This is a genomic window from Microbacterium wangchenii (assembly GCF_004564355.1).
GTDB lineage: Bacteria > Actinomycetota > Actinomycetes > Actinomycetales > Microbacteriaceae > Microbacterium > Microbacterium wangchenii.
Genome location: NZ_CP038266.1, coordinates 282749 through 307060, shown reverse-complemented (window position 1 = coordinate 307060; position 24312 = coordinate 282749). Strand labels below are relative to the sequence as shown.

Sequence of the window (24312 nt, the reverse complement as noted above, 5' to 3'; positions counted from 1 at the left end):
GGTTACAAGACGGGCCTGCGAGACGTCTGTTCCGGCGCTCCACCGTTTGTGCCCACACCCACCTTCGACGCGTCGCTACGCGTGCTTCCGAGGGAGCGACGAGGTGGTCGGTTTTCGAGCGCACTGCGGATTCGGTCTAGGACTCGCGAATGGACCCGCGCATCGTCACCCGAAGCGTGCCCGCGAGCATGCTGTGTGGCCGCCTCAGCCTGGAGTCGAAGGAGGAGACGCTCAACCCGAACTTCTCGCTCCTGTTCGCCCTGCGTCAGAGGCTCTTCGGCGGAGGGGTCTTGAGCAGCTCGTTTCAGATCGTCGCGCGCCGCGCGGACAGAATCGGCCACGGCCACTTCTGGCAACCCGCGCCGCATCGCCTCAGCAAGACGGGCGCGGGCCGCGGTCTGGGTAGATGCGATCACCACTGCCTCGTTGTGCAGTCGCCCGCGAGTCATGCCGACGTAGAGCCCCGCCGCGTCGACGTCGGGGCCGACGATGGCCGCGTCCGTGGTCTCGCCTTGGATGCCGTGAACCGTGGAAGCGTACGCGAGTTGTAGGTGATCTCCGGCGTAGTCGTGTGTGATGGTTCGCGAATCCCGCGGGTCCGACAGCGACACAAGCTGAACGCTCTTGCGGGTGGCGTCTGCGACCTTCCAGAGGGCGCGGTTCTCGACCCCGGCCGCGCGGTCGTTGCGCCGAGTCTGCACGATGTCACCGACGAGGATGCGTTGGCCCTCCGCCCCCAGGACACACCGGGCGGGATTTAGCTCCCCGTTCGCGATGCGTCGCTGCTGAATGCTTTCGTTGAGAGCGTCGGCCTCTTCGTTCGTTCCCGTTACGAGAGCGACACGTTGGCCGTGCGCGGTACGAGCGAGGTATCCGTCGAGCATGACCGCTCTAGCCGCATCCTTGTCATCGGCGCGACGCAGGTGTCCGCCGTCGGCGAGGTCTCGTGCAACGGCGAAGGCGTCCTCCTTGGTTGAGGCGTTGCGAAGGCGGAGGGTGAGCTGTCCATACTCCGGATCGCGGAATCGGTGCACGCTGTCGAGCTCGACGACGCTCGTGGCGCGTCGAGTGAGCGCGGCCATCGCGCCGGCGTGACCGACGGGCGCGGCCTGAAGGTGGTCGCCGACCATGGCGATACCGGCTCCCGTCTCGGCTGCGAGCGCGAGAAGCGCGTTCGCGCACTCGAGGTCGGCCATCCCCGCCTCATCCAATACAACCCGGTCGCCGGGGCGCATCGGGTGAAGCCGTGGACCATTGTAGATGGAGCCGGTCTCGGGATCCGCGTCGCCCGCGGCGAGACGGGTCCATACCTGCCGCCCAGCCTCGTCGGTTCGCCACCGCCACCCATGATCAAAGAGCAGCGCATGCAGGCTCGATGCCGCGGCACCCGTCTCGCGGGACGCCACGCTTGCCGCCTTCTTCGTCGGCGCAACAACGAGCATCCGTCGCTTCTGCGCCGCGAGAGCGAACTGCGCCACCCGCAGCATGGACGTCTTCCCCGACCCGGCCGGCCCAGTGACACTCACGAGCCGGTCGGTACCCGCGATCACGGTCGCAGCATCCAGCTGCCGGTTCCCAAGCTGCGGTCCAGGACCGAGTGCGCGCTTCGCGACCAACGCCATCACCGACGTCGACGGGCGCTCACCGGCGGCCCCCAGGGCTTCCAGTCGCTCCGCCACCTCTCTCTTGAGATGGGCCGTGGATTGCGCCATCAGCGCTTTCACGTGTGCCGGACGATCCCCTGCTTCGGGAAGCAGATCTTCCGTGTGCAGGTGCGCCGCCGCCTCCACCTCGTCGATCAGCGATTGCAAGGCATCACGATCACCCACGACCCCCGATGCTGCCACCGCGCGCAGCGCGCCGGCGCGAAGGTCGAAGACGCTGATCCGTCCGCCGTTGGCGGGCGATCGTGCATCCGCCTCCGCTACTGCTCGTAGCGCGAGTAGCTCGACATTCGCTTCCTCGACCCGCGTCGCGGGCACGAGCACGGGGCCGTGGGGTGACAGGGCGCGCGGATCGATCTCCGCGATCTCTTCACGCGTCAGGCGCTCCCAGTCGTCCTCTTCCAAGTGGCGCGGCTTGTTGGGTCTGCCGAGCGCCCACGCCCGTCGGTCGATGGACCGGCGGACGTCGAGGGAGGGCTCGGCCCGGGCGTGTTCGGCACGCCATTCAGCGAGAAGCATCGCCCGGTTCGCTTCGATCTGATTCGAGCGACGAGACATCGGCTTTACCAGGTGCTTGAGCTCGAGGATTTCGCCGTCCGCGCCGAGGGTGTACCCGTGCCGGGCCAGAGCGGCCACCCACGTAGGATCGGTGCGGGCGGCTATCTCGCCCTCCGCGTTTACGACGGTATGGAACCGCATCGCAACACGCGAGTCGACGTTTGACCATCTCCCGTCTCGACCCCGCACCTTCACGCTCAGCCAGAGATGGCGGTGGACGTGAGGGTCCAGCGCTCGGGAGCGCCGATGCTGCAGCTCGACGACCTCGATCCGCGCCAAGCGTTCTCGGATGCGGCCGCCAGCGCCTCGTCGAGCGTTGAGCTCGGCGTGCCAGGCGCGGATGACACGATCGCGGAGACGATCCTGCAGTCGCTCATATTCGGCGGCGAGCTCAGGATGCAGGAGCGCGGCGATGCTGAAGGACTTCGGAGCATTGATCGTGCCGTCGAGCACCAGGTCCGCGTCCGGGGTGGCGAGCACCCGCCCGCGCTGTTCGCCGGTCGCAGGGTCGCGCCCATCGACCCACGCTGACAGAGCATCTGAGGTGAGTTCGTCTTCGACGAGTCCATCCTCATCGAGGGCGAAACGTGTCACCGTCCGGCCATCCGTTTCGGCGTAGTCAGACGCCGCGGACGCCCCACCGCTCAGGTGCGAGTCGCAGGTTCCCTCGAAGGCGTATGCCATCGCCTGTCGAACCCCGTGAGAGCCCACCCCACGCTTCCATCGCTCGAGTCCGCCGCGCATGGCGGGCACCCTACGCAACCCACCGAACTCCGGCTACAGGCCCCGCTCACTGAAAGTGCCTGCGTGCATCGCTGTTTCGTTATGCCGTTCGCGCGCCGGGTTGTGGTTCCTATCGGCGACCGTCGCTCCCTGCCGGCGCTTCGTCATGGGTCGTCGACCACGCACGTGTAGGGGGGCTCCACCGCGCATCTTCTCGATGCCGGTATCGACGCGAACCTTCTCCCAGTCGCGCATCTCCGGTCCTTGATCCCAGGTCAGTGCGCCGCGCAGCTGCACCGGGAGCTGCTGGATCTTCCGGGTCAGCGCGGGAGCGACCTGGTCGGGCTTGTAGCCGTCGGGGAGGTGAACGAGCATCGTGAAGTTCGAATGCCGTTCCACAAGCGTGCCAATCGCAGACAAGTTCCCCGCGCCAATGATCAGATCGCCTTCCCAACTTCCCGGGACGGCACGATCACTCGCCGTCGGCGGACGCTCCGAGATGTTGACCATGTTCGGGATCCGGTTCTTGCGCTGCCCGACCTTCCGACTGGGATGACGCAACCCTCTCCCGGTCCGCAGATACCGGGTCAGTTCCTGCTTCAACGCGCCTCGGGACTGCACGTAGAGCGACTGGTAGATCGTCTCCGCGCTCACCTGCATCTCCGGATCATCGGGGAACTCTCGCCTCAGCCGGCCGGCGATCTGCTCCGGCGATCGACGCTTAGCCAGGTCCTGCTCCACTCTGACACGCAGTCGCAGGTTGGTCGCCAGCTTCGCCGGCTTAGGCCTCACCGCCCGCCCCATCGCCGTCATCTGCGCCATCGACGCCCGATACCGGCCACGCACGGCGTTCCGGGACAGTTCCCGAGACACCGTCGACGGCGCGCGTCCAATCCGCCTCGCGATCGACCGCACCGACTCGCCCCGCGCGACGCCGACCGCGATCTCTTCCCGCTCGACGAACGACAGATACCGGCCCTGCAGGCCCCGTCCGCGTCGCGGCCGGACGCCGCCGGCAGCGACGAGCATCCGTTTCGCCGTCGTGCGGTTCACCCCGATCCGGTCGCCGACTTCACTCGCGAACAGCCCGGCCTGGAAACCGTCCCACGCCTGCTGCACTGCCTCCAGCCGGAACCTCAACGCCAACTCCGCCACAACACTCTCCATTCAGTAAGTGTTGCGACCACCGCAAGAACCCAAGGATCCGGCAGCGGGCGGGAGTCGTCGCTCAGTTCCTGCGCTTGCGCGGCTTGAGCGGCGGGACTTCCAGGGTGGGAATGGCGCGAATGAGGAATTTGTCGAAGTGCGGGACCGTGAACGCGGCATAGCCATGCTCGGGGGTATACAGCAGTCCCATGTTGATGAGCTCCGCGCGCGTAGGGCCGAGGTTTTGAGAGGTGCGCCCCATCACATCTGCCACGTCCGAGGCCTTCTGTGGTGCGGAACCGAGCCCTGCCATGGCTCGCAGGTAGGCGCGCTGCGTCTCGGTCGCCCTGTCGAGCCGAACACGGAAGAAGGACTCGTCGAGCTTGGCCTCGTATCCAGGAACGGCTGTCACGATGTCATCGCGGGTGATGATGGGTCCGTCCGCGACAGTCCAGACCGCGTAGCCGAGTTCTTGAAGGAAGTACGGGTAGCCGCCCGTCACCTGCAAGGCCTCCACGAGTGCGTCATCGTCATACGTGACGTTTTCATCCGCTGCGGGCTTAGTCAGCGCCGCCTTCGCGTCCGGGTCATCGAGGTTGCCGATGGAGGGGAACTTGAATAGGCGCTCCGCATACGACTTCGCGTCGCCGGCAAGTTCCGCAATCTGCGGGAGCCCTGCGCCGACCAGCGTCACCGGGAGCTTTCGCTGCACCATCTTATGAAGCGCCTCAATCGTGGCTTCGAGCTGCTGCTTGCTGAGGAACTGGACCTCGTCGAGGAGCAGAACTACTCCGCGTTCCCTCTCTTGAGCGGCCTGACCCAGCGCGACGAACACGTCCGTGACATCAAGCGCAAGATTTGAGTGGTCGGCGAAGCCCTCTGCGGCGTCGACATCCAGTCCTGCTGAGAGAGTTCCCGCGGCATCAACGCTCAGAGTGAACGACCGCAGTACTGACGCCGCATGCTTGAAACGGTCCGTCCACCGCGCCTTTGGGGAGAGCTCGAATAGAGCGGTGCGCAGCTTCGTCGCGATAGCACTGCGGAAGTGGCTCTCGTCGTTCTTACTCACTTCAAGCTCGACGACGACCCAGTCCCTCTCGAGCGCCTTGGTCCGGAACTGCCCCAGCAACACTGTCTTGCCGACACCGCGGAGGCCGGTGATAATCATTGACTGCTCCGTGCGGCCGCGCTCGATGCGCGCCAGAAGAAGGTCAAAGGATTCCAGCTGATCGTCGCGACCGACCACAGCCTGTGGCTCGGCGCCAGCGTTCGGCGTATAGGGGTTGGTCAGTGCTTGCACCGTCCCAGGTTACTAGCTTTAGGGCGTTTTATTAGATTTCACTAAAACGTCCATAAGTCGATAACGCTCGGACGTCGGTGCGGACTCGGAACGCCCCGCTGGAAGCTGGCAGCCATTCGCTCGGCCAAGACCTTCCACGCGATTGCCCGCGGACGGATGCCTCACCGCGCACGGGCGCGGGGCGGATCGCGACCGTGTGTAGCCCCCCGAGCGAAACGGTGCCGGTTGCCGTCGTCGTGGTCCTCGAGGTTGATGAAGCCCGCCGCGATCCTGCGTAGCGGTCGCCGCGCCTGTCCGAGTCTTTGTGTTGAAAATCTGGCTGTGCAGTCCTGGGCGGATCAGGTATGGGGTCGCGCAACTGTCATCGGCATTCCTTCGAGCGGAGGACGCCCGCTCCGCTGCCAGCGGAGCGACTGCCACCTAGACTGACGGCGGGGTGATCCGTGGCGGACAATTCGAAGTTGGACTGGCGTGTAGGTGACGTTCTCGCCTTTGAGCAGATGCGACAGCTATCCGACCTCGTCGTCGCTCGCATGGTTCTTTCCGACCGGTCTCGGGCGCTGGCGGAGCGTCGACGGACTCTGGCGACCAACGGTTATGACCGTGCCGCAGTGGACGCGCGAAGCCGGGAGTTGGCGCAGTTGCTACGGGAGGTGCTCGAATGACCTTCCCGCTGCCACCGGACTCGGCTGAGGCTCGGATCGCTACTGCACTCACGGGCGTGTTCGAAAGTGTCTCGCCCTCCCTGGGGCCGGATGCGGTGCTCTTGATAGGCGGCCCTGGGTCGGTACCCGCACGGGCAGTGGCGCAGATCGTTGCTGACTCGTCAGAACCGATGGCGATCCTCCAGACCGAGGACCTTGCAGCGCTTCTCGGTGGTGCCGGCCGGAACGAAGCGGCCGAGACCTTCCGGACGGGGCTGCTTCACGCGCAGCGCGAGAAGCTGCCGCTTATCGTTGACGATCCACAGGTTGCCGGTTCGCCCAATGGGCCTCTGGAAGCGTTCAAGGCGGCCGGTTTCTCGACGAGGGTCGTTCTGGCGGTGGAACGCGACAGCACCAGCGCTCTGACGGCCTCGACACGACAGCTACGTAGCGGCGCCCTCGGTGCACACAGCACTCTCACTCAGAGCGTCGCCGAGCAGTGGGATCCGATCATGGAGACGCTGCGGGGCATCCCCACCACGACTCTGGACCGGGTGACGGTGCTCGACGGAGATGGGGCGCCGATGTACGACGGGCCCCCCTCCGGTAAGGCATGGGCGGCGGCGCGGGACGCCCGCCATGCACCGTTGTCCGGCATGCAAGGAATCGCCTGGCTCAGCGAGCTGCGGCGCATTGGGGAGTACGTGAGGTCTGCCCGCCAGTCGATCAGTCGAGACGATGTCGCCCTGGTCGAGCAGCTGTACGCCGTGGCCCAGAAGCGAGTGCTCCCCGAACTGCCGATCCGACCCGACTCCACGGCCGCGACCGTGCAGCGCGATCGAATTCGGGTAGAACGGGCGCAGCTCAAGCGACTGATCCTCGACCTCGACCGCGATCGAGACGCGCCCGGCACGGCCCGCCCCAACGGTCCTGACGTTACCCTCTAGCGGGAGCGGCGCCGAACTACGCGGTAAATGCCGGCGCAGCCCCCGTGCATTGCTTGCGGCGGGTTAGGTGCTCACTGCGGCGAGGCCGTTGGAGAGGCGTTCGCGGTTGGCGGTGGGGTCGGTGATGGTGCTGCTGACGAGCCACGTGAAGGTGGTCTCAGCGGCGGACGAGACCTCACCCTTGAGGGGTTCGAGGCACCAGCGAACATCATCGCGCAAGCTGTAGCCGGGCTGCGTGTCTTCCTTGCCGTCGTAGTACGAGAGCGCGGCGACGGCGACGCGGTAGGTGACGGCTTCGGTGATTACACGGTCAATCATGAGGGTTCCTTCGTGTTGGTTTGAGCGTAGGGCCGCTCGCCGGTCAAAGGCCGCGGGGTTGTGGAGAGCCGGACGGAGGATGCAGTGACTGGTGCGTCTGCGGCGCCTCTCTTGTGCGGGGCTGTGTGCGGAGTCGGTCGTTGATGACGCGGGCGATGGCGTCCATCCGGGCCTCCTCCGCCGCCTGTTTCGCGCGTAGGGCTTGTCGTTCCTTTTCGAGGCGCTCCTGGAGTTCCTTGTCCGCGTGGTGGCGATGCACAGCCCGGGCCCGTTCTGATTCCTGGTGCCATGCGTGGATGAGTTGCTCCGGGGTCGGCCCTCCGAATCGGAGGTGCGCAAGCTCCTCCGCCGTTCTGCGCCGGGAGAAGAACGCGTCAGCTGCGGCACGGTTTTGCAGCTTCTCCGTACCCGAGGCCTTGTGGAGGCGGGTGGGTGGGAGGCCGTTGGCTCGGCGGTGCCGTTCGCGCTGTTTCCACCGGCGGTTCGCGGCGAGGATCTTCTCCCGGTTCGCTTCGTAGTACCCGCGCCGTTGCTGCCGCACTGCCTCCCGGTTCTTTTCGAGGTACGCACGAGAAGCCGCACGCATCCGCTCCGGGTCGCGCAGGTACCGCTCTCGCTTCTGCGCGTTGAGCTTCTCGCGGTTCTTTGCCCAGTAGGCGCGCGCTTGCTCCCTACGCCTATGACGGTAGCCCTCGGGGTCAGCAGCCATCTGGCGTTCTACGTATCGAAGCTGGTGCTGGCGTGCGCGCTGCCGTTCATATTCAGGATCGGCTTGCACACGGCGGCGCCACGCCGCGTAGCGCTTCCTTCGATTGCGCTCACGCGGCTTCACGACCTTCTGGTAGTACTCGCGACGCTTCTCGCGGAGCTCCTCCCTGTGTTCCGCCTTATACGCACGGCTCTGCTCGACGATCTTCTCCCGGTTCGCAGCCCGCCAGCGACGCGCCGCCTCCTTCTCCCCTTCCTGCGCCTCTACTCGGTCCTCTGCCGAGCTATCCGCCGGGGTCATCCCAGCCCCCTCGACCCGTCGGCTTCTCGACCCGGTGGCGCAGGCGATGTCCGTCCCGGGCTGCCGGTGCGCTGCGCGAGTCTCTCGATCAGGTCCGGCCGGAATCCGCTCCAGTGGTTCTCGGGCTCGTCATCGACCACGACCACGGGGGCCTGGGAGTACCCGAGGTCCGAAGTCACGAACTCTCGGGCTGCGTCGCTTCCGGAGTCCGAGAGATCGATCACCGTTGTTTTCACACCGACGCGGTCCAGGGCGACGCAGGTCGCCCAGCACTGTTTGCACTGCGGGCCAGTCGAGTAGACCGTGACAGAGATCGTCATGATCGCTGCCCCTTCGCCAGTTGGGGACTCTCGCACTCCGAGAGGCCGGCACCCCCGTGATCGGGGACTGTCGGGGTCTTATCCGAGCTGCCCGATCTCGGCAGCGGCGTGGTGCTGCTGTGTCGTTCGCCTAGGCGGGCGACATTCCTGAGGATGGAGTCGGCTAGTTCCTCTTCGGTGGAGCCGTCGAGGAGATCCTGGTTGTCGAGGAGCAGGTCGATGGCGATGCGCACGAGGGTGTTCTCTGTGATGCGCTCGGTCCGCACACGTCGTTGCCTCATCCTGTGCCGGGCCAGAGCAGCCAGACTCGTGAGCTGATCGGCACGAAGGAGGGTCTCCTTGCGCGTCAGGCGCCGGTACCTTGGGCCATCGATGGCGTCCGCGCTCGTCGGGGTCGTCGGTTGCGTGGCGATCCGTGACCGCACGTCGGTGAACTGGGAGGCGAGGTCGATGCGAGCCATGACACGTCACCCCGCCATCCGTGTCGAAGCAAGCCGACCCACCAACTCGTAGGCGACGGCGGTGACATCCGAGATCGCCTTCGCGGTCCGACGCGTATCCGGAATCGCAGTGATCACTTCGCCGCTCAGGGATGCGTGCGCGTGCAGCAGATACTGACGGAAGTAGGCCGCGAATCGGGGCGACTCGAGACGTTCGTCAATAAGGCGCTCGAGATCCGGCACTTGGTGTGGCACTCGCGGATCGATCCGATTCATCAGCACCGCGTACGGCACCCCACGCGGCCGAATCAGCCGATCGATGGTGCGCACCGTCGGACCGACAGCGAGCGGCTCCGGCGGTAGGGGAACGATCACGAAGTCCGCCAAGCCGAGGACCGTCTCAAGAGTGCGGGTGTCCTCCAGACTGCCGGGGGTGTCGGCGATGACGATGTCGTATCGAGCACCGAGCCCACGGAGACGAACGACGTCCTCGTACGCGGGAATCGCGGCGTAGCTGAACGGCAGGGCCACGCCAGCGTTCTCAGCCCACCAGGCAGCTGACGGTTGCGGATCGACGTCGACCAGCAAGATCCGGAGTCGTCGTGACAGTGAGGCCGCGAGTTGCATCGCGACCGTGGTCTTGCCCACGCCGCCCTTCTGGTTGGCGATTGCGACTACGCCCGGGGTGTTAGCGACCATGACGTCGCGCCTCCACCGTCGACGACTCGACCCACTTCTCAATGCCTTCGCGGGGATACAGGATTGTGCGGCCGAGCCGACAGAAGGTCGGCTCCTGGTGGCGGTGGCGCCGCACCGCCAGCGAGTTGAGCGTCAGTCCCGGCAAGATCGCCGCGACCTGCTCCGGGGTCAGGTACTCGCCAGGCTGAAGCTGCGGTCCGTACCCGTTTGTCATCACCATCACGTGCTCCTTTCGTCTCGGGATGTGTTGACACAAGTGTGTAATTGACGTACTCACTTAGTCAAGAGTGGATACTTCAAATACCCGCTCGCAGACGCCGACATAGGAGGCAGCGTGATGGGCAGCGTTCAGCGGTACAAAACCACCCAGGGCACGCGCTACCTCGTGCGCTACAAGAAGCCCGACGGAACCCACGCGAACAAGCGCGGCTTCCGGACGAAGGCAGACGCTCAGCAGTTCCTCGCCGAGGTCAGCGTCTCCATTTCGAAGAGCGCCTACATCGACCCGGTCGACTCCCGCGTCACCGTCGGCGAGCTCGCCGCGACCTGGCTCCTCGACCAGGCCGCGGTGCTGAAACCTTCGTCGATGCACGTCCTGGAATCGGCATGGCGGACGCATGTCGGCCCGCGCTGGGGCGAGGTGCGAATAGACGCCGTGCGTTACAGCGACGTGCGTGCCTGGGTGACCGAGATCGCGCGCCGACGTAAAGCGACCACCACCATCCGCGCGTACGGGCTACTCGCCGCGGTCCTCGATGTCGCGGTTCGCGATCGCAGGCTCGTGGAGAATCCTGCCCGCGGGATCAAGCTGCCACGGAAAACGTCCAAGCGGAGGGTCTACCTCACCCACCGCCAAGTTGATCTGCTCGCGAGCGAAGCACTCCATCCGGTGCTGGTGTATTTCCTCGCCTACACCGGACTCCGATGGGGCGAAGCCACGGGCCTCCGAGTCGCCGACGTCAATCTCGCCCGCCGCCGAGTCAACGTTCAAGAGAATGCAGTCATGGTCAACGGTGCCGTCGTCACCGGCACCCCGAAGACGCACGCAGCACGGTCGGTCCCCTACCCGGAATTCCTCGACGACCTCATCCGCGCACAGCTCTCCTTCAAGCACCCCGACGATCTGCTATTCGGGGATGGCGCCGACCCGCAACGCCTGCCGAACTCCCGCGACGGCTGGTTCGCAGCAGCAGTCCGACGCGCCATGCGAATCGACCCGACCTTCCCCCGGATCACGCCACACGACCTCCGTCACACGGCAGCAAGCCTGGCCATCAGCGCTGGCGCCAACGTGAAAGCCGTCCAGCGGATGCTTGGCCACGCATCAGCGGCCATGACGCTCGATACCTACGCGGACCTCTTCGACGACGATCTCGACTTCGTCGCACAAGCTCTTACCAGCGCCCGCCAAGCCGCCACCCTGATCGTTCACGAACAGTCGCAACCCGCTTCACCACACGACGCTGCTGCGGCGCAGCGCGGACTCCCCGGGCAATCAGGTGCGGAGCCCACGTCTCGAGGAATCTGAGCTTACGCATCACGCGCCGATTCACCGCCCGGAGCACGGTTTTACCCATTTTTTACCCACATGCCCGGTCCGGGCAGAGCGAAAGCCCCGCGATCCCAGTGTTTCCAAGGGTTCGCGGGGCTTCTCAGCTGGCGGTGACGGTGGGATTTGAACCCACGGTAGGGGGTTACCCTACACAACTTTTCGAGAGTTGCACCTTCGGCCGCTCGGACACGTCACCGCCGACCAGCTTACGACACCACGCGCAACCCCGCGAATCGGCGCATCATGGCAGGCCCGGGACCGTAGCCGGGCCGGGAGGGCGGCTGTAAGACTGAGCCCATGAGCGTGATCGAGAACTCGAAGCTGACGGTGGTGGGCGCGGGAAGCGTGGGGGCCAGCGTCGCGTACGCCGCCCTCATCCGCGGATCGGCGCGGCACGTGGCGCTGTACGACATCGCGGCGCAGAAGGTCGATGCCGAAGTGCTCGACCTCGCCCACGGCACCCAGTTCACCGGATCGAGCGACATCATCGGTGGCAGCGACATCTCCGTCGCCGCGGGATCGCACGTCGTCGTCATCACCGCCGGCGCGAAGCAGAAGCCCGGCCAGACGCGCATCGAACTGGCGGGAGTGAATGCCGGCATCCTGCGGTCGATGATGCCCCAGCTGCTCGAAGTCGCTCCCGATGCGATCTACGTCATCGTGACCAACCCGTGCGACGTCCTGACGGTGCTTGCGCGAGAAGCGACGAACCTGCCGCCGGAGCGCATCTTCTCCTCGGGCACGGTGCTCGACACCTCGCGCCTGCGGTGGAAGCTCGCCCAGCGCGCCGGCGTGGCGACCTCGAACGTGCACGCCTACATCGTGGGCGAGCACGGCGACACCGAGTTCGCGCTGTGGTCGCGCGCGACGATCGGCACGGTGCCGATCCTCGAATGGGAGTCGCCGGGCCACCCCCGGATGAGCGCCGAGGAGCTCGACCGCATCGCGGTGGACGTGCGCGACGCCGCCTACAAGGTCATCGAGGGCAAGGGCGCGACGAACTACGCCATCGGGCTCGCCAGCGCCCGGATCGTCGAGGCCGTCCTGCGCGACGAGCACACCGTCCTCCCGGTGAGCACGGTGCTCGACGACTTCCACGGGCTCGACGGGGTGGCCCTGTCGGTGCCGTCGATCGTGAGCGCATCGGGGGCGGTGCCGATTCGGGAAACGGCCTTCTCCGAGGACGAGATGGCGCTGCTCCAGAAGTCGGGTGACGCGTTGCGGACCGTCGCGGAGAGCCTGCGGGAGTAAGGCCGGCCGCACCGACGCGTCAGCCTACGGTGCCGTGCTCCACGGCGCGGGCCAGCTGCGCGAGCGAGGAGATCATCGCTCCCACGTGCACGTCCTGGTCGATGCCGGCGGGTACGTTGGTCGCCTCCACCGTGACGAGCGTCCCGGCCGCTTCCGGCTCCAAGGTCCACGTCATCCGCATGGTGCCGGCGAAGGCCGGGTCGCCGGAGGGGAAATCGACTTCTTCGACGACCGTGCGGGGCGGATCGACGAGCACGCGACGCGCGACGCTGACGTCGGTGTCGGCCGTGGCCTTGCCGCCTCCCTCGGGCGCATTCTCGTAGCGGAGAACCATGCGGTACCCCTGTTCCGGGTCGAACTCCTCCAGCGCGCCGGTCATCCCCTCGGGCGGAATCCACGACACGAAGAGGTCGGGATCGGTGAAGGCACGGAAGACCCGTTCCGGGTCGGCGGTGATGTGTCGGGTCGCACGCTCGGCTCGCATGGCGCCACCATACGCCTCCCGGGGCGAGGGATCGTCTGAGCCGGTCGTCAGGTGGACGGGAGCAGGACGTCCGCGACGCCGGCAGCAGGAACGTCGACGGGCGCGTCCACGCCCCGGCCACGCACGACGGCCGCCACCGCCTCATCGGTGAGGTTGCGCAGCCGCACGCGCACGTGCCCCTCGCCCGTCGGCCGCAGCTCTGCGAGCAGGCGCTCGGCAGGCTCCACGGTCACGGGCGGAACGACCCGTGGCGGCGGGGGCGCGAGGGCGTGGCGCGCGTGCAGCGGTTCCAGGAGGTCGCGACCGTACCTCCGGACATCGCCCGCGCTCACCGCGTCCACGGGCCGGAACCGGTAGCGGAAGACCCGCGTGATCTCCTGCCGGGCCTGGAAGTTGGTGAAGTGCAGGTTGTTCATGAGCCAGCTGTTCACGTGGCCGCCGACGGCGTCGAGGCGGCGCGCCCATCGCCCCGTGTGGAAGTCGCCCACCTGCACGAGGGGGGCGTCCCGCGTCCCCCACAGGACGCCGCCGCCCTCCCCCGCGACGCCGACGGCGTGCTGGATGGAGTACCAGTCCTTGCTCGTGTCGGGCAGCTGCTCCCGGTCAGCAGTGAAGACCGCCCCGGCCGTCTCGAGGAGGAACTCCGGGTTCGCCGCTCGGAAGGGGAACGCCACGAACACGCTCTCGGGTCCGAAGCGCTCGGGTTTGCTCAGCCAGACGTCCAGCTCGAGGTCGGGGCTGTCGTCGGCGATGGCGAGCGTCGTGACGACGCTCGGGATGCCCCGCGCCGAGCCCTCCCACGTGATCTGCGTCACGCCCGGCCCGCGTCGCACGCGCGGCGGCGCGTCGCCCGTGGCGACGGCGCGGCTGAACTCGGGCCCGGGGTGGTCGGGGTGGAAGTGCTTGGGCGATTCGGTGAGCATCGGATGCCGCGATCCGGCGGCGACCCGTTCATCCACGAGCGCGCCCAGCGGCGTGGCGGCCGCGGCGGCGACGAGCTCGCGGCCCGTGGCCATGTCCACGAGTGAGACGATGCCGCCGCGGGCCGGGTCCACGCTGACGCGGTATCGTCCTGCCTCCACGGGCCCGGTCACGACCTCGTCCTCCCCCATCCCCGGGATGGGCATCACCGCCACCGCGAACGGACCCACCTCCGCGAGGGCGCGGACGCGGCGTGCTCCCGCCACCTCGACGTCGATCAGCTCTCGGCGCGGCGCCTCCGTCGGGTTGACCACGACGAGCATCCCCTCCCCCGTCGCATCCGCGGCGATCGCGGGCGAGTCCGCGCCCGGCCTCGCGTAGGCGTAACGGAACCACCCCTCGATCGCGAGGTCGCGGGCATGGTCGAAGGCGTCATAGGCGAAGCCCGACTTGGCGTTGTGATGCGAGTGGCTGAACGTCGAATGCGGCTTGGAGTAGGTCTCCCAGCTGCCCCACGTGTGCTCCCCGTACAGCAGCAGCTGCTCCTCGATGTGCCGCATCGCCTCGGCCGCTTCGGCGGAGGAGCGCAGGCGCACGGGGCCCCGTCGATACCCGAGCACGTCGAACCGAGGCACATCTCCGGGCTCGGCGAGCGCCGCGAGAGCCAACGTGCTCTGGGCGGCGCGCGCGAACGTTCGCGCCTCCCGGTACACCGCCACCTCTCGTGCGGTGGACCCGTGGCCGTGCGACCACCAGTCGGCCCACTCGCCGCGCACGGTCGGGATGTCCTGGCCGCCGGCTTGCGCGTGGAGGTCGTCCAGTGCCTCGTCGATCGTCGCGGTGCGCATGGGCAGGTCGGGGTGGTGGGCGTTCCATGCTCGCACGACGTCGAGGAAGAGGGCGGTGGGCCACCGGTTGTCGTTGCCCGCGTGCACGACGGCCGTGGTCCACGGGTAATCCGCCCGAGCTTCCAGCTCGTCCACGAAGGCGCGGATGCGACGTTGCGCGAGTGCGGTGTCGCCGTCCACGATCCCCCACTCCTCGCCGAAGCCGTAGTGCGTCGACAGCCACACGAACACCCGGCGGCCCGACGGGCCCTCCCACCAGAAGCCGCTCGGCTGGGTGAAGGGCGCGCGACCGTGGTCGGGATTGAGCGCCATCACGAGCCGCTCGATGCCGGCGTCGCGCATCTGATCGACGGTTCCCCACGCGATGCCGTTGACGTCTCCGTGCTGCTCGGTGCGCACCGGGATGCCGGCCTGCCGGATCTCCCCGAGCAGCTCGTACGCGGCGTCGAACTCGAAAGCGCTCGGCAGCTGCGTCATGTTGAGGTACCCGCCGGTGACCGAGACCGCACCGGCCTGGGCCAGCGCCGACAGCTGCGCGCGCTGCTCCGGCGTGCCGCGCCGCAGGAACGCCAGCACGGGCCGCGCAACCTCGAAGGTCCACCGGAAGGCATCCGGGCCGTCGCCGGCATGCTCCTCGGCGAGGTCGATGACCCGGCCGACGATCTCCGCATGCATCCGATCGATCAGCCGTGGGCTGTTCGTGTACCCCACGTCGTGGTGGGTGTGACCGACGAGCAGGATCTGCCGGATGGCCATGCGTTCCTCGTTCCGGAGTGCGCGCGTTCGGATCAGGAAGGGGCGGGTCGACCGAGGTCGGCCCGCCCCTTCTCCAGCGACCGGTGGGGCGTCAGCCCGCGGTCACGTTGTCGTATGCCCGCATCGCGGCTTCCTGCGCGTCGCCGAGGGCTTCTTCGATCGTCTTGTCACCGAGGAGCGCGGCGGTGATGGCGTTGTTCAACTCGTTCTGGATCTCCTGCCCGGCGGGGGAAGATCCGAACGACTCGCCGTACTCGACGACGTCGTAGTACGTGGAGATCACCTGGTCGAAGCCGGCGTTGCCGCTCTCCGCGACCCACTCCTCGCGGATCGCCTCGTCGGCGGCGGGCGATCCGGTGAACAGTCCGGTGTTGATGCCACCGTCCGCCGCACGCGTCGCGCCGCGCGCCTCACCGGCCGCCATCCATGCGTCGTCCGAGGTCAGATTGATCATCCACGCGCACGCTGCCGCGGGGTTCTCCGCACCGGCGGGGATCACGAACGCCGTGCCGGAGGCGACCGAGAAGGGCTCGCCCTCGGAGTCGCGGAACGGAACCGCCTCGACGTCGATCTGGTCGACGTAGGTGGACAGGACGTTCGGGTACCACTGGGCGTTCACCTGCGCGCCGACCTGGTTGGCCACGAACTGGTTGTTCTCACCGAACGTGTCGAACGAGTCGGTGAAGCTCTTGACCGATGCGTACCCGCCCTGCGCGTCGGCGATCTGCTGGAGCAGCTCGATGCCGGCGACGTTGCTGGGGTCATCCAGCGTCGGGGCGCCCTCCTCGTCGATGAGCTGCCCGCCCATGCCGAGGATCCACAGACCCGACTGACCCGTCGTCTGGGGGTCGAGGCCGAGTCGGGTCGGCACGCCGCCGGACGCCTGGTACATCTTCTCGATCGCCCCGATCAGCGCGTCGGGGTTCGACGTGTCGATCTCCTCGACGCTCACGCCGGCCTCGTTGAGCACCGTCTTGTTCACCATGATCGCCGGCGGCTGGTAGAACTGCGGTACAGCCCAGACCGCGTCCTCGTACGTCACGTCGTCCACGACGAAGGGGTACCACTGCTCGTCAGGCGAGACGTCGTGGGCCTCGAAGCACTCGTCCAGTGGCATCACGAGGTCCTGCGCGGCGTACGTCGTGACGTAGCGGCGGTCCATCTGCACGACGTCGGGGACATCCCCGCTGGCGAGCCGGGTGGTGAACTTCTGCGCGTCGAAGGCGGTGGCGTCGAGGTCCACCTCGACCTCGCTCAGCTCCTCCGCGGCATGGTCCATGCGGGAGGTGCCGACGTCGTCGGCGTTCTCGAAGCCCCACGCCGACAGCGTGCCGGTGGGCTCGGCGGTGAAGTCGACGTCGGCGGCCGCATCCCCGCCGCCTCCGCCGCCGCAGCCGGTGAGGACGACAGCGGATGCCGCGACCACCGCGGCGATTCCTGTAATGCGCTTGCGCATCTCTTTCCCTTTCGGTCGGGGCCACCACCTCGTCGCGCCGTTGGGCGACGGTGGTGGTACCGCGTGTTCACTGGTTGATGAGCTGGAGGTCGGGGTGTGCCCGCGCGGCGTCACCCCTTGCGCCCCTGGGTCGCGACGCCCTCGATGAAGTAGCGCTGGCCGAACGCGAAGAGGATCAGCATCGGGAGGGTCACCACGAGCGAGGCGAGCATGACGTACTGGTAGTCGCCTTGGCCGCCGGCGGTGGGGCTGTACTTGGTCATCGCGTACGCGATCCCGAGGGGCGCGGTGAACTCGTCCACCGTGCCGGCGTTGAGGTAGATCAGCGACGCCTGGAGGTTGTTCCAGCTGGCCTGGAACTCGAACAGGAAGACGATGATGAACGACGGGACCGACAGCGGCATCGCGATCCGCCAGAACAGGCCCCAGTAGCTCGCGCCATCCAGCCGCGCCGCCTCGAACAGCTCCTTGGGCAGGCCGAGGAAGAACTGCCGTTGCAAGAAGATGTAGAAGGCGGAGCCGAAGAGGTTCATGCCCCATAGCGGCACCCACGTCCCCAGCAGCCCGGTCTCCTTCCAGATGAGGTAGATCGGGATCATGGTCACGGCACCGGGCAGCATCATCGTCGCCAGCACGAGGCCGAACAGGAGGCCGCGGCCGGGGAAGCGGAAGTAGGCGAACCCGAACGCGACGATCGAACTCGACACCGCGACCGCCGTCGCCGCCAGCAGCGCGATCGCGATGCTGTTGAACATCCAGCTCAGCAGCGGCAGCTGATTCCAGACCTCCACGTAGTTCTCGGGCATGAAGGTCTTGGGGATCAGCCTGTTGTCGAAGACCTCACCGCGCGGCTTGAAGCTCGCCGCCAGCAGCCACGCGAACGGGTACATGAACAGCAGGGAGAAGCCGAGCAGGAGGATCCACAGGACGACCCTGCCGATGAGCGACTTCGGGCCTCTGCGGCCTCTCCGGCCTCGGGCGGCCGACGTCGCTGGAGGGACGATGGATGCCGCCGGCATGGTGGCCGGGGCACCGGGCGTTTCCTGGGTGAGCGACATCAGCGGTCTCCTTCGTAGTAGACGAAGCGATTGCCGAACTTCACCTGGATGACCGTGATCACCATGATGATGACGAACAGCAGCCACGCCATCGCGGCGGCGAAGCCGAAGTTGAACTGACGGAACGCCTGTTGGAACAGATAGATCGCGTAGAAGAGGGACGCCTCCGGTGAGGAGTTGCTCTGATCTCGCCAGAACAGGATGTAGGCCTGGTCGAACACCTGGAACGCCGCGATCGAGAGGACGATGACGTTGAAGAACATCGCACCGGAGATCATCGGCAGCGTGATGGAGAAGAACTTGCGGATGGGCCCCGCTCCGTCGATCGACGCCACCTCGTACAGCTCCACGGGCACGTTCTTCAGTGCGGCCAGGAAGATGACCATCGTGCCGCTGACGGTCCACAGGGTCATGATCACGATGCTCGGCTTGACCCACGCCGGATCCACGAGCCACTGCGGACCTTCGATGCCGATCGCGCGCAGCCCCTGGTTGATCGCGCCGGTGTTGCCGTTGAGGAGGAGGAAGAAGATGGCGCCGGTGGCGACGGCGGGGGTCATCTTCGGCAGGTAGTACACCGTGCGGAAGAAACCGGCGCCCTTGTTGGTGCGGTTCAGCAGCAGCGCCAGAACCAGAGCGAAGACGATCTCCAGCGGCACCGCCATCACGGCGAAGAACAGCGTGTTGGCCAGCGCGACCCCCACCCGCGGATCCTCGAAGAGGCGGGCATAGTTGTCGAATCCGATCGGCCGGGCGGTGTTGGTGGCCAGGTTGTACGCGCTGAAGGAGATGTAGAGGCTGTAGACCATGGCGCCGGCGGTGAAGACCAGGAAGCCGATGATCCACGGCGAGATGAAGAGGTAGCCCGCGAGCGCCTCCCGCTTGTTGTAGTGCTCCTTCACCCGGCGGGGCTTGCGTCCGCGCCGCGGCGTGCGGCTGCCGTCGTCTCGAGTCGTGATCGCTTCCGTGGAGCCGGTGGCGGCGCTCATCGCCGAGCCGCCGGGCGTAGGACGTACCTGCGCATCATGTACCTCCGGTGCTTGCGTCCGTATGTGGCATCGTTACCACCTACGACATTTGCTGGACTTTACGTCCACGGGTGCTTCTACCGCAACGGGGTTCCCAGAGCACTGGCGCGTGTGCCACCTCCCGCCGGTCTCCGGGTGGGATCAGTCCCAGGCGCGGTCGAAGAAGTCGGTGCCGCCGAAATTGCCCGACTTGAAGCACAGGTCCAGCACCCGGCCGGATGGGTCCGTCGCGGTCGTCCACGCGACCCCCGGCGCAGCGATACGACGCACGCGCAGGACGGTCGCACCCAGGGCGGCGGCGACGGCGCCGGAGGTCTCGCCGCCGGCCACGAGGACCCGCCGCACGCCGCACTCTTCCACGGCGGCGACGGCGACGCGCGCGAGGGCGTCCTCCACGAGCGCCGCGGTCCGGTCTCGACCCCACCGTGCCTGCAGCCGTGCGACCTCTTCGGGTTCGGCCGTCGCGGTCACGAGCGGCGTACCGGCGGCGCGGCCGACGAATCGCATCACCTCGGCGACCACGGCGGTCGGCTCCGCCACGAGTGCAGAGACGTCGATCGGATGCGACGGCCCGCGGTACGCCGACACCTGCGCCCGTGTGCGCTCGGAGCCGCTTCCGGACAGGATCAGCCGCGCACCGTCCGGCGGCGGCTCCACGGAGGGGGCCGCGGCCCCGCCGAGGGAGCGCGCGAGGGCGGCGGCGAACCCCGCCGCACCCGTGAGGATGAGATCCGGCGCACCGGCGGCGGCCGCTGCCGCAGCATCCAGATCGCCGTCCTCGACCGCGTCGAGCAGGACGTGGCGGACGCCTTGCGCCCGCAGTTCGGCGATGCGTCCGGCGACGGCGGCGGGCCCGGCGTGCAGGATCTCGAGAGGGATCCCGGCGACCGGGCGGGGCGTCTGACGCGCGAGGACGCGGATGAGGTCGGCGTCGCGCATCGGCGTGAGCGGATGGTGCGCCAGGGACGATTCCGACAGCAGCCGATCGCCGACGAACAGATGACCGCGATGCATCGTGCGCGCCGCGGCGGGGGTCGCGGGCGTGCCCACCGCGGCCGCGTCCTCCCCGGCGAGGTCCAGGAGCGCGTCCGCGACGGGGCCGATGTTGCCCTCGTCGGTGGAATCGAAGGTCGAGCAGTACTTCAGATAGAGCCGGCGGGCACCCCATGAACGCAGCACCCGGGCCGATGCGACGCTGTCGCGCACCGCTTCGGCGGCCGGCGCGGTGCGCGACTTCAGCGCCACGATCACCACCCGGGCCTCGGGCGCGGCACCGGAATCGGGCACGCCCAGACGCACCTCCGCGTCGACGCCCAGGGCATGCACGCCGGCGGCGACATCGCACGCGCCGGTGAGGTCGTCCGCGACGACCCCCAGCTGCAGGCTCATCCGGCCAGCTTCACGTCGATGCCCGCTGCTTCCAGACCGGCCAGGAAACCGGCGTCGGCGCGCCGGTCGGTGATCAGGACGTCGATGAGATGCAGTCGCGCGATCCGCACCGGAGAAGCGCGGTCGAGCTTGTCCGCGTCGGCGAGGAGGATGACGCGGCTGGACTGCGCGGCGAGCACGCGCTTGATGGCGGCGTCCAGCACGTTCGTGCCCCACAGGCCTTCGGCGTCGAGTGCCGTGGCCGACAGGAGGGCGACGTCGCAGCGGATGCTGCGCAGCGTCTCCTCGGCGAGGGGTCCCGCGAACGATCGCGTGTCGGGCTGGTAGTGCCCGCCGGCGACGACGAGGCCCGGCGATCCGATGCGCGTCAGCGCCTCGATCACCGGGAGTGAATGCGTGACGATGGTCCGATCGCGCAGCAGCGGGGCGACGGCCTGCGTCGTGGTCCCGGCGTCGATGGCGACCGTGGCGGCGCCGGCGACCTCGCGCGCGGCGAGTTCGGCGATGGCGCGCTTCTCGGCGGTGCCGACCGCGCCGCGCCGCTCGAAAGGCAGACCGGCAGGCAGCTTGGCGCCTCCCGCCACCCGGCTCACGACCCCCTGCTCCTCCAGAATCCGGAAGTCGCGTCGCACGGTCATCTCCGAGACCCCGAGCCGCTCGGCCGCGTCGGCCGAGGAGAGATAGCCGTCGGCGGCGACTTCGCGCTGCAGCTGCGCGCGGCGCGCGGGCGCCTCGGTGTACCGCATCCCCGCTCCTCTCGTCGATGTCGATTATCGGACATGCTTGCCAAATCTGTCCGATTCGTCACACACTGGCGCGGTGACACTCGCGGTCGGATTGGACGTGGGCAGCTCGACCGTGAAGGCATCGCTGGTCGAGCTGACCGATGCGGTCGCCGTGCGCCGCGTCGCCCGCGCAGCGACACCGGCGACCGTGGAGGGGCTCCTCGACACCCTCGCCGCCGTCACGCGGCAGTGCGTCAATTCCGCGCGCACCCCCGTCTCCGCCGTCGGGATCGCCTCGATGGCGGAGAGCGGTGCCCCGCTGGATGCGCACGGCCACGCCCTCACGCCGCTGCTGCGCTGGGATCGTCCGGTGCAGCCACGGCATTCGGAGAGCGTGTGGGCGGAGCATCCCGACCTGGCCGCGACCACCGGCGTGCCGGCCACCGGCAAGCCCGCCGTCGTCGCCCTCACGGCGCTCCGCCAGGACAGCCCCGCGGTGTTCGCGGCCACGCGATACTGGGGCGGCGTCGCCGACCTGGTCGCCCACGCGCTCACCGGCGTCCGCGCGACCGACCACACCCTCGCCACCCGCACGATGATGGCGGGCGCGATCGGCGAGGCGTGGGATGCCGCGGTCCTGGCCTGGCTCGGCATCGAGGAGCAGACGCTGCCCGAGATCCGCCCTCCCGGCGACGCGGTCGCGACGACGTCGCCGCACGCGCGCCGGTTCGGTCTGGGACCGGGGATCCCCGTGTACGTCGCCGGTCACGACCACGTCGTGGGGGCGTGGGGCGCGGGCGTGCGCCGGCCCGACGAAGTCGCCGACTCCCTCGGCACCGCCGAGGCGATCGTGCGGGTGACGGCGGTCGCGTCGCCCGCACGCGTCGTGGCCGCGGGCTTCGCGATGGGGCGCACCGTCGACGGCGGCGGCACCACGATCCTCGGAGGCAGCCCCGCGTGCGGAGCGATGCTGCAGTGGTGGGAGACGGAGCACCCCGGCGACGATACGCTCGCAACACTCGGTCACCTGAGCCCCGACGAGTGGCGGACCACGCAGACCACCGTCCTCCCCTACCCGGCCGGGAGGCAGTGCCCGCGCCCCGACCCCGGCGCGCGCGTGCGGGTGCTCGAGCCCGGCACCGGCCCCACCGATCGCGCCAGGGCGCTGCTGCAGTCCCTCGTCGCCCACGCCCGGTGGATGCGCGAGACCGCGGACGAGCTCGCCGGAGACACCTCGACCGACGTCACCGTGCTCGGCTCGCTCGCCGACCGCGTACCGGCGTGGGCGCCGCTCGTCGCAGCGACGGGTGTAACCACTCACCGCAGCGCGCTCCACGAACCCGTCGCCGCCGCTGCGGCGCTGCTGTCCGCCGTGCGCGCGGGCGCGGCATCCGATTCCCTCGCCCTTCCCCGCCGCCCCGTCGCCGCCGCCCGCGCGCCCGGGCTGACCGACGCCTACCGACGGTTCCTCGCCGCCGTCGCCTCCGAAGGAGAATCATGACCGTCACGCTCGACGCGATCGCCCAGCCCTCGGGGGCCTTCGCGATGGTGGCCATGGACCAGCGCGAGAGCCTGCGCCACATGTTCGACACCGCGGGGCGCGGCCGGCCCGGCGACGACGTGCTGATCGACTTCAAGGTCGCCGTCGCCGAAACCCTCGGGCCGTACGCCTCGGGGTTCCTCGCCGACGCGCAGTACGGCTTCGACGCGGTCCGCGCCGCCCTTCCCCCGGCGACGGGTCTGATCCTCGCCGTCGATGCCCTCGATCAGGCCGACGGCGGACCGGTGGAGGACACGGCGCTGGACGAGGGAGCGGTGGCGACCATCCCCGGCGGCGTCTCGGCACTCAAGCTCCTCGTCATCTGGCGCCGCGACGATCGCCGTGAGGCCCGTGTCGCGCTCGCGGAGCGCTTCGTCGAGGTGGCGCGCGAGCACGGGGTGCTCTCGGTGCTCGAGCCGGTCGTGCGCGCCGCGCCGGGCGAGGAGGGGTTCGACCCGGATGCGGCGATCCGGGAGGCCGCGCGCGAGCTGTCCGCGGTGCATCCGGACCTGTACAAGGCCCAGGTCCCGCTCGCCGGAGCAGGCGACGAGGTTTCGCAGCGCACGGCGAGCGCGGCACTCCACGCCTGCATGAGGGGACCATGGGTGGTCCTGTCGCAGGGGGTGGAACGCGATCGCTTCGCCGACGCGGTGCGGGCCGCGTGCCTCGAGGGCGCCAGCGGATTCCTCGCCGGCCGAGCGCTGTGGAGCGACGTGGTCGGCAGCGACGACGTGCGGACCGAGCTCCGCACGCGGTCGCTCGACCGCCTGCGGAGACTGGCGGACGTCGTCGACGAGGCGGCCCGGCCGTGGAGCGACGCATGACCGCGCGAGTGGGGGTCCTGCACACCGTTCCGGCTCTCGTCCCGGTGTTCCACGGGCTGCTCACGGCCCGCCGCGGCGACCTCGACATCGTCCATGTCGCAGATCCGTCGCTCCTCGCGCGCGCCGTCGCGGCCGGCGGCGTCACCGACGACGTGACCCGCGATCTGCGGGGGCACCTCGCCGGCCTGCGCGACGCCGGCGCATCCTCGGTGCTCGTGACGTGCTCCTCCATCGGGGAGGCCGCCGCGGCCGCCGCTGCGACGGTGGGGCTTCCCGTCGTGCGCGTGGATGCGGCGATGGCCGCGGAGGCGGTGACCCGCGCGGCCGCCGGCGGTCGCGCCATCCTCGTGCTCGCGACGCTGTCGGCGACCCTCGGACCCACGCGGCGGCTCGTCGAGGCGGCTGCGGCGGGCCGCGGATCCTTCGACATCGCCGCCGAGGTCGTCGCCGGCGCCGCCGACGCGCGCAGCGCAGGCGACCAGGAGCGGCACGACCGCCTCATCGCGGATGCCGTCACCGCCGGCGATGCCGATGTCATCGTGCTCGCCCAGGCCTCGATGGCCACCGGCGCGGGAGAGGACCCGCGCGTGCTCACGTCTCCGGAGTCGGGGGCCGCGGCCTTCGCGGCTTCGGTGCCCGACGCGTCGCCGCCGGACGGGCACGCTCACTGAGGTGAATCGGCGTCCGCAGACGCGTCTTCATCTCCCATCTG

General features: G+C 68.6%; 22 protein-coding genes and 1 tRNA gene. 6 read left to right on the top strand and 17 right to left on the bottom strand.

All coding sequences use genetic code 11. The annotated features are described in order from the left end of the window. Window positions 1-2: 2 nt before the first annotated feature. From E4K62_RS01445 to E4K62_RS01435, 3 genes are all read right to left on the bottom strand, one after another. Window positions 3-2906 (bottom strand): AAA family ATPase, encoded by a 2904-nt coding sequence (locus E4K62_RS01445; RefSeq protein ID WP_240742774.1) that lies wholly within the window; start codon window positions 2904-2906, stop codon window positions 3-5. 93 nt (window positions 2907-2999) lie between these two features. Next, the gene (locus E4K62_RS01440) at window positions 3000-4112 is read right to left on the bottom strand and encodes an IS30 family transposase (RefSeq protein WP_135062880.1); all 1113 of its coding nucleotides are present in this window, start codon (window positions 4110-4112) and stop codon (window positions 3000-3002) included. A gap of 61 nt (window positions 4113-4173) precedes the next feature. After that, a complete protein-coding gene (locus E4K62_RS01435; protein WP_135062879.1) occupies window positions 4174-5391 on the bottom strand; it encodes an ATP-binding protein in 1218 nt (405 codons plus the stop codon). Window positions 5392-6193: 802 nt separating this feature from the next. Between E4K62_RS01435 and E4K62_RS01430 the strand changes: the two genes are divergently transcribed. Further along, on the top strand, window positions 6194-6982 hold the full coding sequence (locus E4K62_RS01430) for a hypothetical protein (protein WP_167747692.1): 789 nt from the start codon (window positions 6194-6196) through the stop codon (window positions 6980-6982). A 63-nt stretch (window positions 6983-7045) separates the two neighbouring features. On the opposite strand, the gene E4K62_RS01425 is transcribed toward E4K62_RS01430, so the two are convergent. The 6 genes from E4K62_RS01425 to E4K62_RS01400 are packed head-to-tail and all read right to left on the bottom strand — an operon-like array spanning window position 7046 to window position 9988. Then, window positions 7046-7300, bottom strand: a complete 255-nt coding sequence (locus tag E4K62_RS01425) for a hypothetical protein (RefSeq protein WP_135062875.1) — start codon at window positions 7298-7300, stop codon at window positions 7046-7048. A 43-nt stretch (window positions 7301-7343) separates the two neighbouring features. Then, window positions 7344-8309 carry a hypothetical protein gene (locus E4K62_RS01420; protein ID WP_135062872.1) on the bottom strand — a complete coding sequence of 322 codons (966 nt, stop codon included), beginning with the start codon at window positions 8307-8309 and terminating at the stop codon, window positions 7344-7346. Then, window positions 8306-8629, bottom strand: coding sequence for a glutaredoxin family protein (locus E4K62_RS01415; RefSeq protein ID WP_282444450.1), 324 nt, complete (start codon window positions 8627-8629; stop codon window positions 8306-8308). Before E4K62_RS01415 ends, E4K62_RS01420 begins: the two co-directional genes overlap by 4 nt. After that, window positions 8626-9090 (bottom strand): hypothetical protein, encoded by a 465-nt coding sequence (locus tag E4K62_RS18760; protein ID WP_205805853.1) that lies wholly within the window; start codon window positions 9088-9090, stop codon window positions 8626-8628. Before E4K62_RS18760 ends, E4K62_RS01415 begins: the two co-directional genes overlap by 4 nt. 6 nt (window positions 9091-9096) lie before the next feature. Then, a complete protein-coding gene (locus tag E4K62_RS01405; RefSeq protein ID WP_135062870.1) occupies window positions 9097-9768 on the bottom strand; it encodes a ParA family protein in 672 nt (223 codons plus the stop codon). After that, window positions 9758-9988 carry a MerR family transcriptional regulator gene (locus E4K62_RS01400; RefSeq protein ID WP_135062868.1) on the bottom strand — a complete coding sequence of 77 codons (231 nt, stop codon included), beginning with the start codon at window positions 9986-9988 and terminating at the stop codon, window positions 9758-9760. The genes E4K62_RS01405 and E4K62_RS01400 overlap by 11 nt, the downstream gene beginning before the upstream one ends. Before the next feature lie 117 nt (window positions 9989-10105). Between E4K62_RS01400 and E4K62_RS01395 the strand changes: the two genes are divergently transcribed. After that, on the top strand, window positions 10106-11296 hold the full coding sequence (locus E4K62_RS01395; protein WP_135062866.1) for a site-specific integrase: 1191 nt from the start codon (window positions 10106-10108) through the stop codon (window positions 11294-11296). 129 nt (window positions 11297-11425) lie between these two features. On the opposite strand, the gene E4K62_RS01390 is transcribed toward E4K62_RS01395, so the two are convergent. Beyond that, window positions 11426-11516 (bottom strand) — tRNA-Ser (locus E4K62_RS01390). Between the two features lie 101 nt (window positions 11517-11617). On the opposite strand from E4K62_RS01390, the gene E4K62_RS01385 reads away from it, so the two are divergent. Further along, window positions 11618-12571 carry an L-lactate dehydrogenase gene (locus E4K62_RS01385; protein ID WP_135062864.1) on the top strand — a complete coding sequence of 318 codons (954 nt, stop codon included), beginning with the start codon at window positions 11618-11620 and terminating at the stop codon, window positions 12569-12571. A 19-nt stretch (window positions 12572-12590) separates the two neighbouring features. On the opposite strand, the gene E4K62_RS01380 is transcribed toward E4K62_RS01385, so the two are convergent. The 7 genes from E4K62_RS01380 to E4K62_RS01350 form a co-directional block, all read right to left on the bottom strand. Then, on the bottom strand, window positions 12591-13055 hold the full coding sequence (locus E4K62_RS01380; RefSeq protein ID WP_135062862.1) for an SRPBCC domain-containing protein: 465 nt from the start codon (window positions 13053-13055) through the stop codon (window positions 12591-12593). A gap of 47 nt (window positions 13056-13102) precedes the next feature. Further along, a complete protein-coding gene (locus E4K62_RS01375) occupies window positions 13103-15580 on the bottom strand; it encodes a glycoside hydrolase family 38 N-terminal domain-containing protein (RefSeq protein WP_135062860.1) in 2478 nt (825 codons plus the stop codon). Between the two features lie 91 nt (window positions 15581-15671). Further along, the gene (locus tag E4K62_RS01370; RefSeq protein WP_135062858.1) at window positions 15672-17036 is read right to left on the bottom strand and encodes an extracellular solute-binding protein; all 1365 of its coding nucleotides are present in this window, start codon (window positions 17034-17036) and stop codon (window positions 15672-15674) included. Window positions 17037-17146: 110 nt separating this feature from the next. Continuing rightward, complete coding sequence (locus tag E4K62_RS01365; RefSeq protein WP_135062856.1) at window positions 17147-18094, bottom strand: carbohydrate ABC transporter permease; 948 nt, start codon at window positions 18092-18094, stop codon at window positions 17147-17149. Then, window positions 18094-19083 carry a carbohydrate ABC transporter permease gene (locus E4K62_RS01360; protein WP_135062855.1) on the bottom strand — a complete coding sequence of 330 codons (990 nt, stop codon included), beginning with the start codon at window positions 19081-19083 and terminating at the stop codon, window positions 18094-18096. The genes E4K62_RS01365 and E4K62_RS01360 overlap by 1 nt, the downstream gene beginning before the upstream one ends. 180 nt (window positions 19084-19263) lie before the next feature. Further along, window positions 19264-20511 (bottom strand): 3-oxo-tetronate kinase, encoded by a 1248-nt coding sequence (otnK, locus tag E4K62_RS01355; protein WP_135062853.1) that lies wholly within the window; start codon window positions 20509-20511, stop codon window positions 19264-19266. Then, window positions 20508-21257 carry a DeoR/GlpR family DNA-binding transcription regulator gene (locus tag E4K62_RS01350; RefSeq protein ID WP_135062851.1) on the bottom strand — a complete coding sequence of 250 codons (750 nt, stop codon included), beginning with the start codon at window positions 21255-21257 and terminating at the stop codon, window positions 20508-20510. Before E4K62_RS01350 ends, otnK begins: the two co-directional genes overlap by 4 nt. A gap of 73 nt (window positions 21258-21330) precedes the next feature. Between E4K62_RS01350 and E4K62_RS01345 the strand changes: the two genes are divergently transcribed. Genes E4K62_RS01345 through E4K62_RS01335 form a run of 3 tightly spaced genes read left to right on the top strand, consistent with a single transcriptional unit; the run spans window position 21331 to window position 24271 of the window. Continuing rightward, complete coding sequence (locus tag E4K62_RS01345; protein ID WP_167747691.1) at window positions 21331-22737, top strand: FGGY family carbohydrate kinase; 1407 nt, start codon at window positions 21331-21333, stop codon at window positions 22735-22737. Next, window positions 22734-23600 (top strand): hypothetical protein, encoded by an 867-nt coding sequence (locus tag E4K62_RS01340; RefSeq protein WP_135062847.1) that lies wholly within the window; start codon window positions 22734-22736, stop codon window positions 23598-23600. Before E4K62_RS01345 ends, E4K62_RS01340 begins: the two co-directional genes overlap by 4 nt. Next, the gene (locus E4K62_RS01335) at window positions 23597-24271 is read left to right on the top strand and encodes an aspartate/glutamate racemase family protein (RefSeq protein ID WP_135062845.1); all 675 of its coding nucleotides are present in this window, start codon (window positions 23597-23599) and stop codon (window positions 24269-24271) included. Before E4K62_RS01340 ends, E4K62_RS01335 begins: the two co-directional genes overlap by 4 nt. Window positions 24272-24312: the final 41 nt, after the last annotated feature.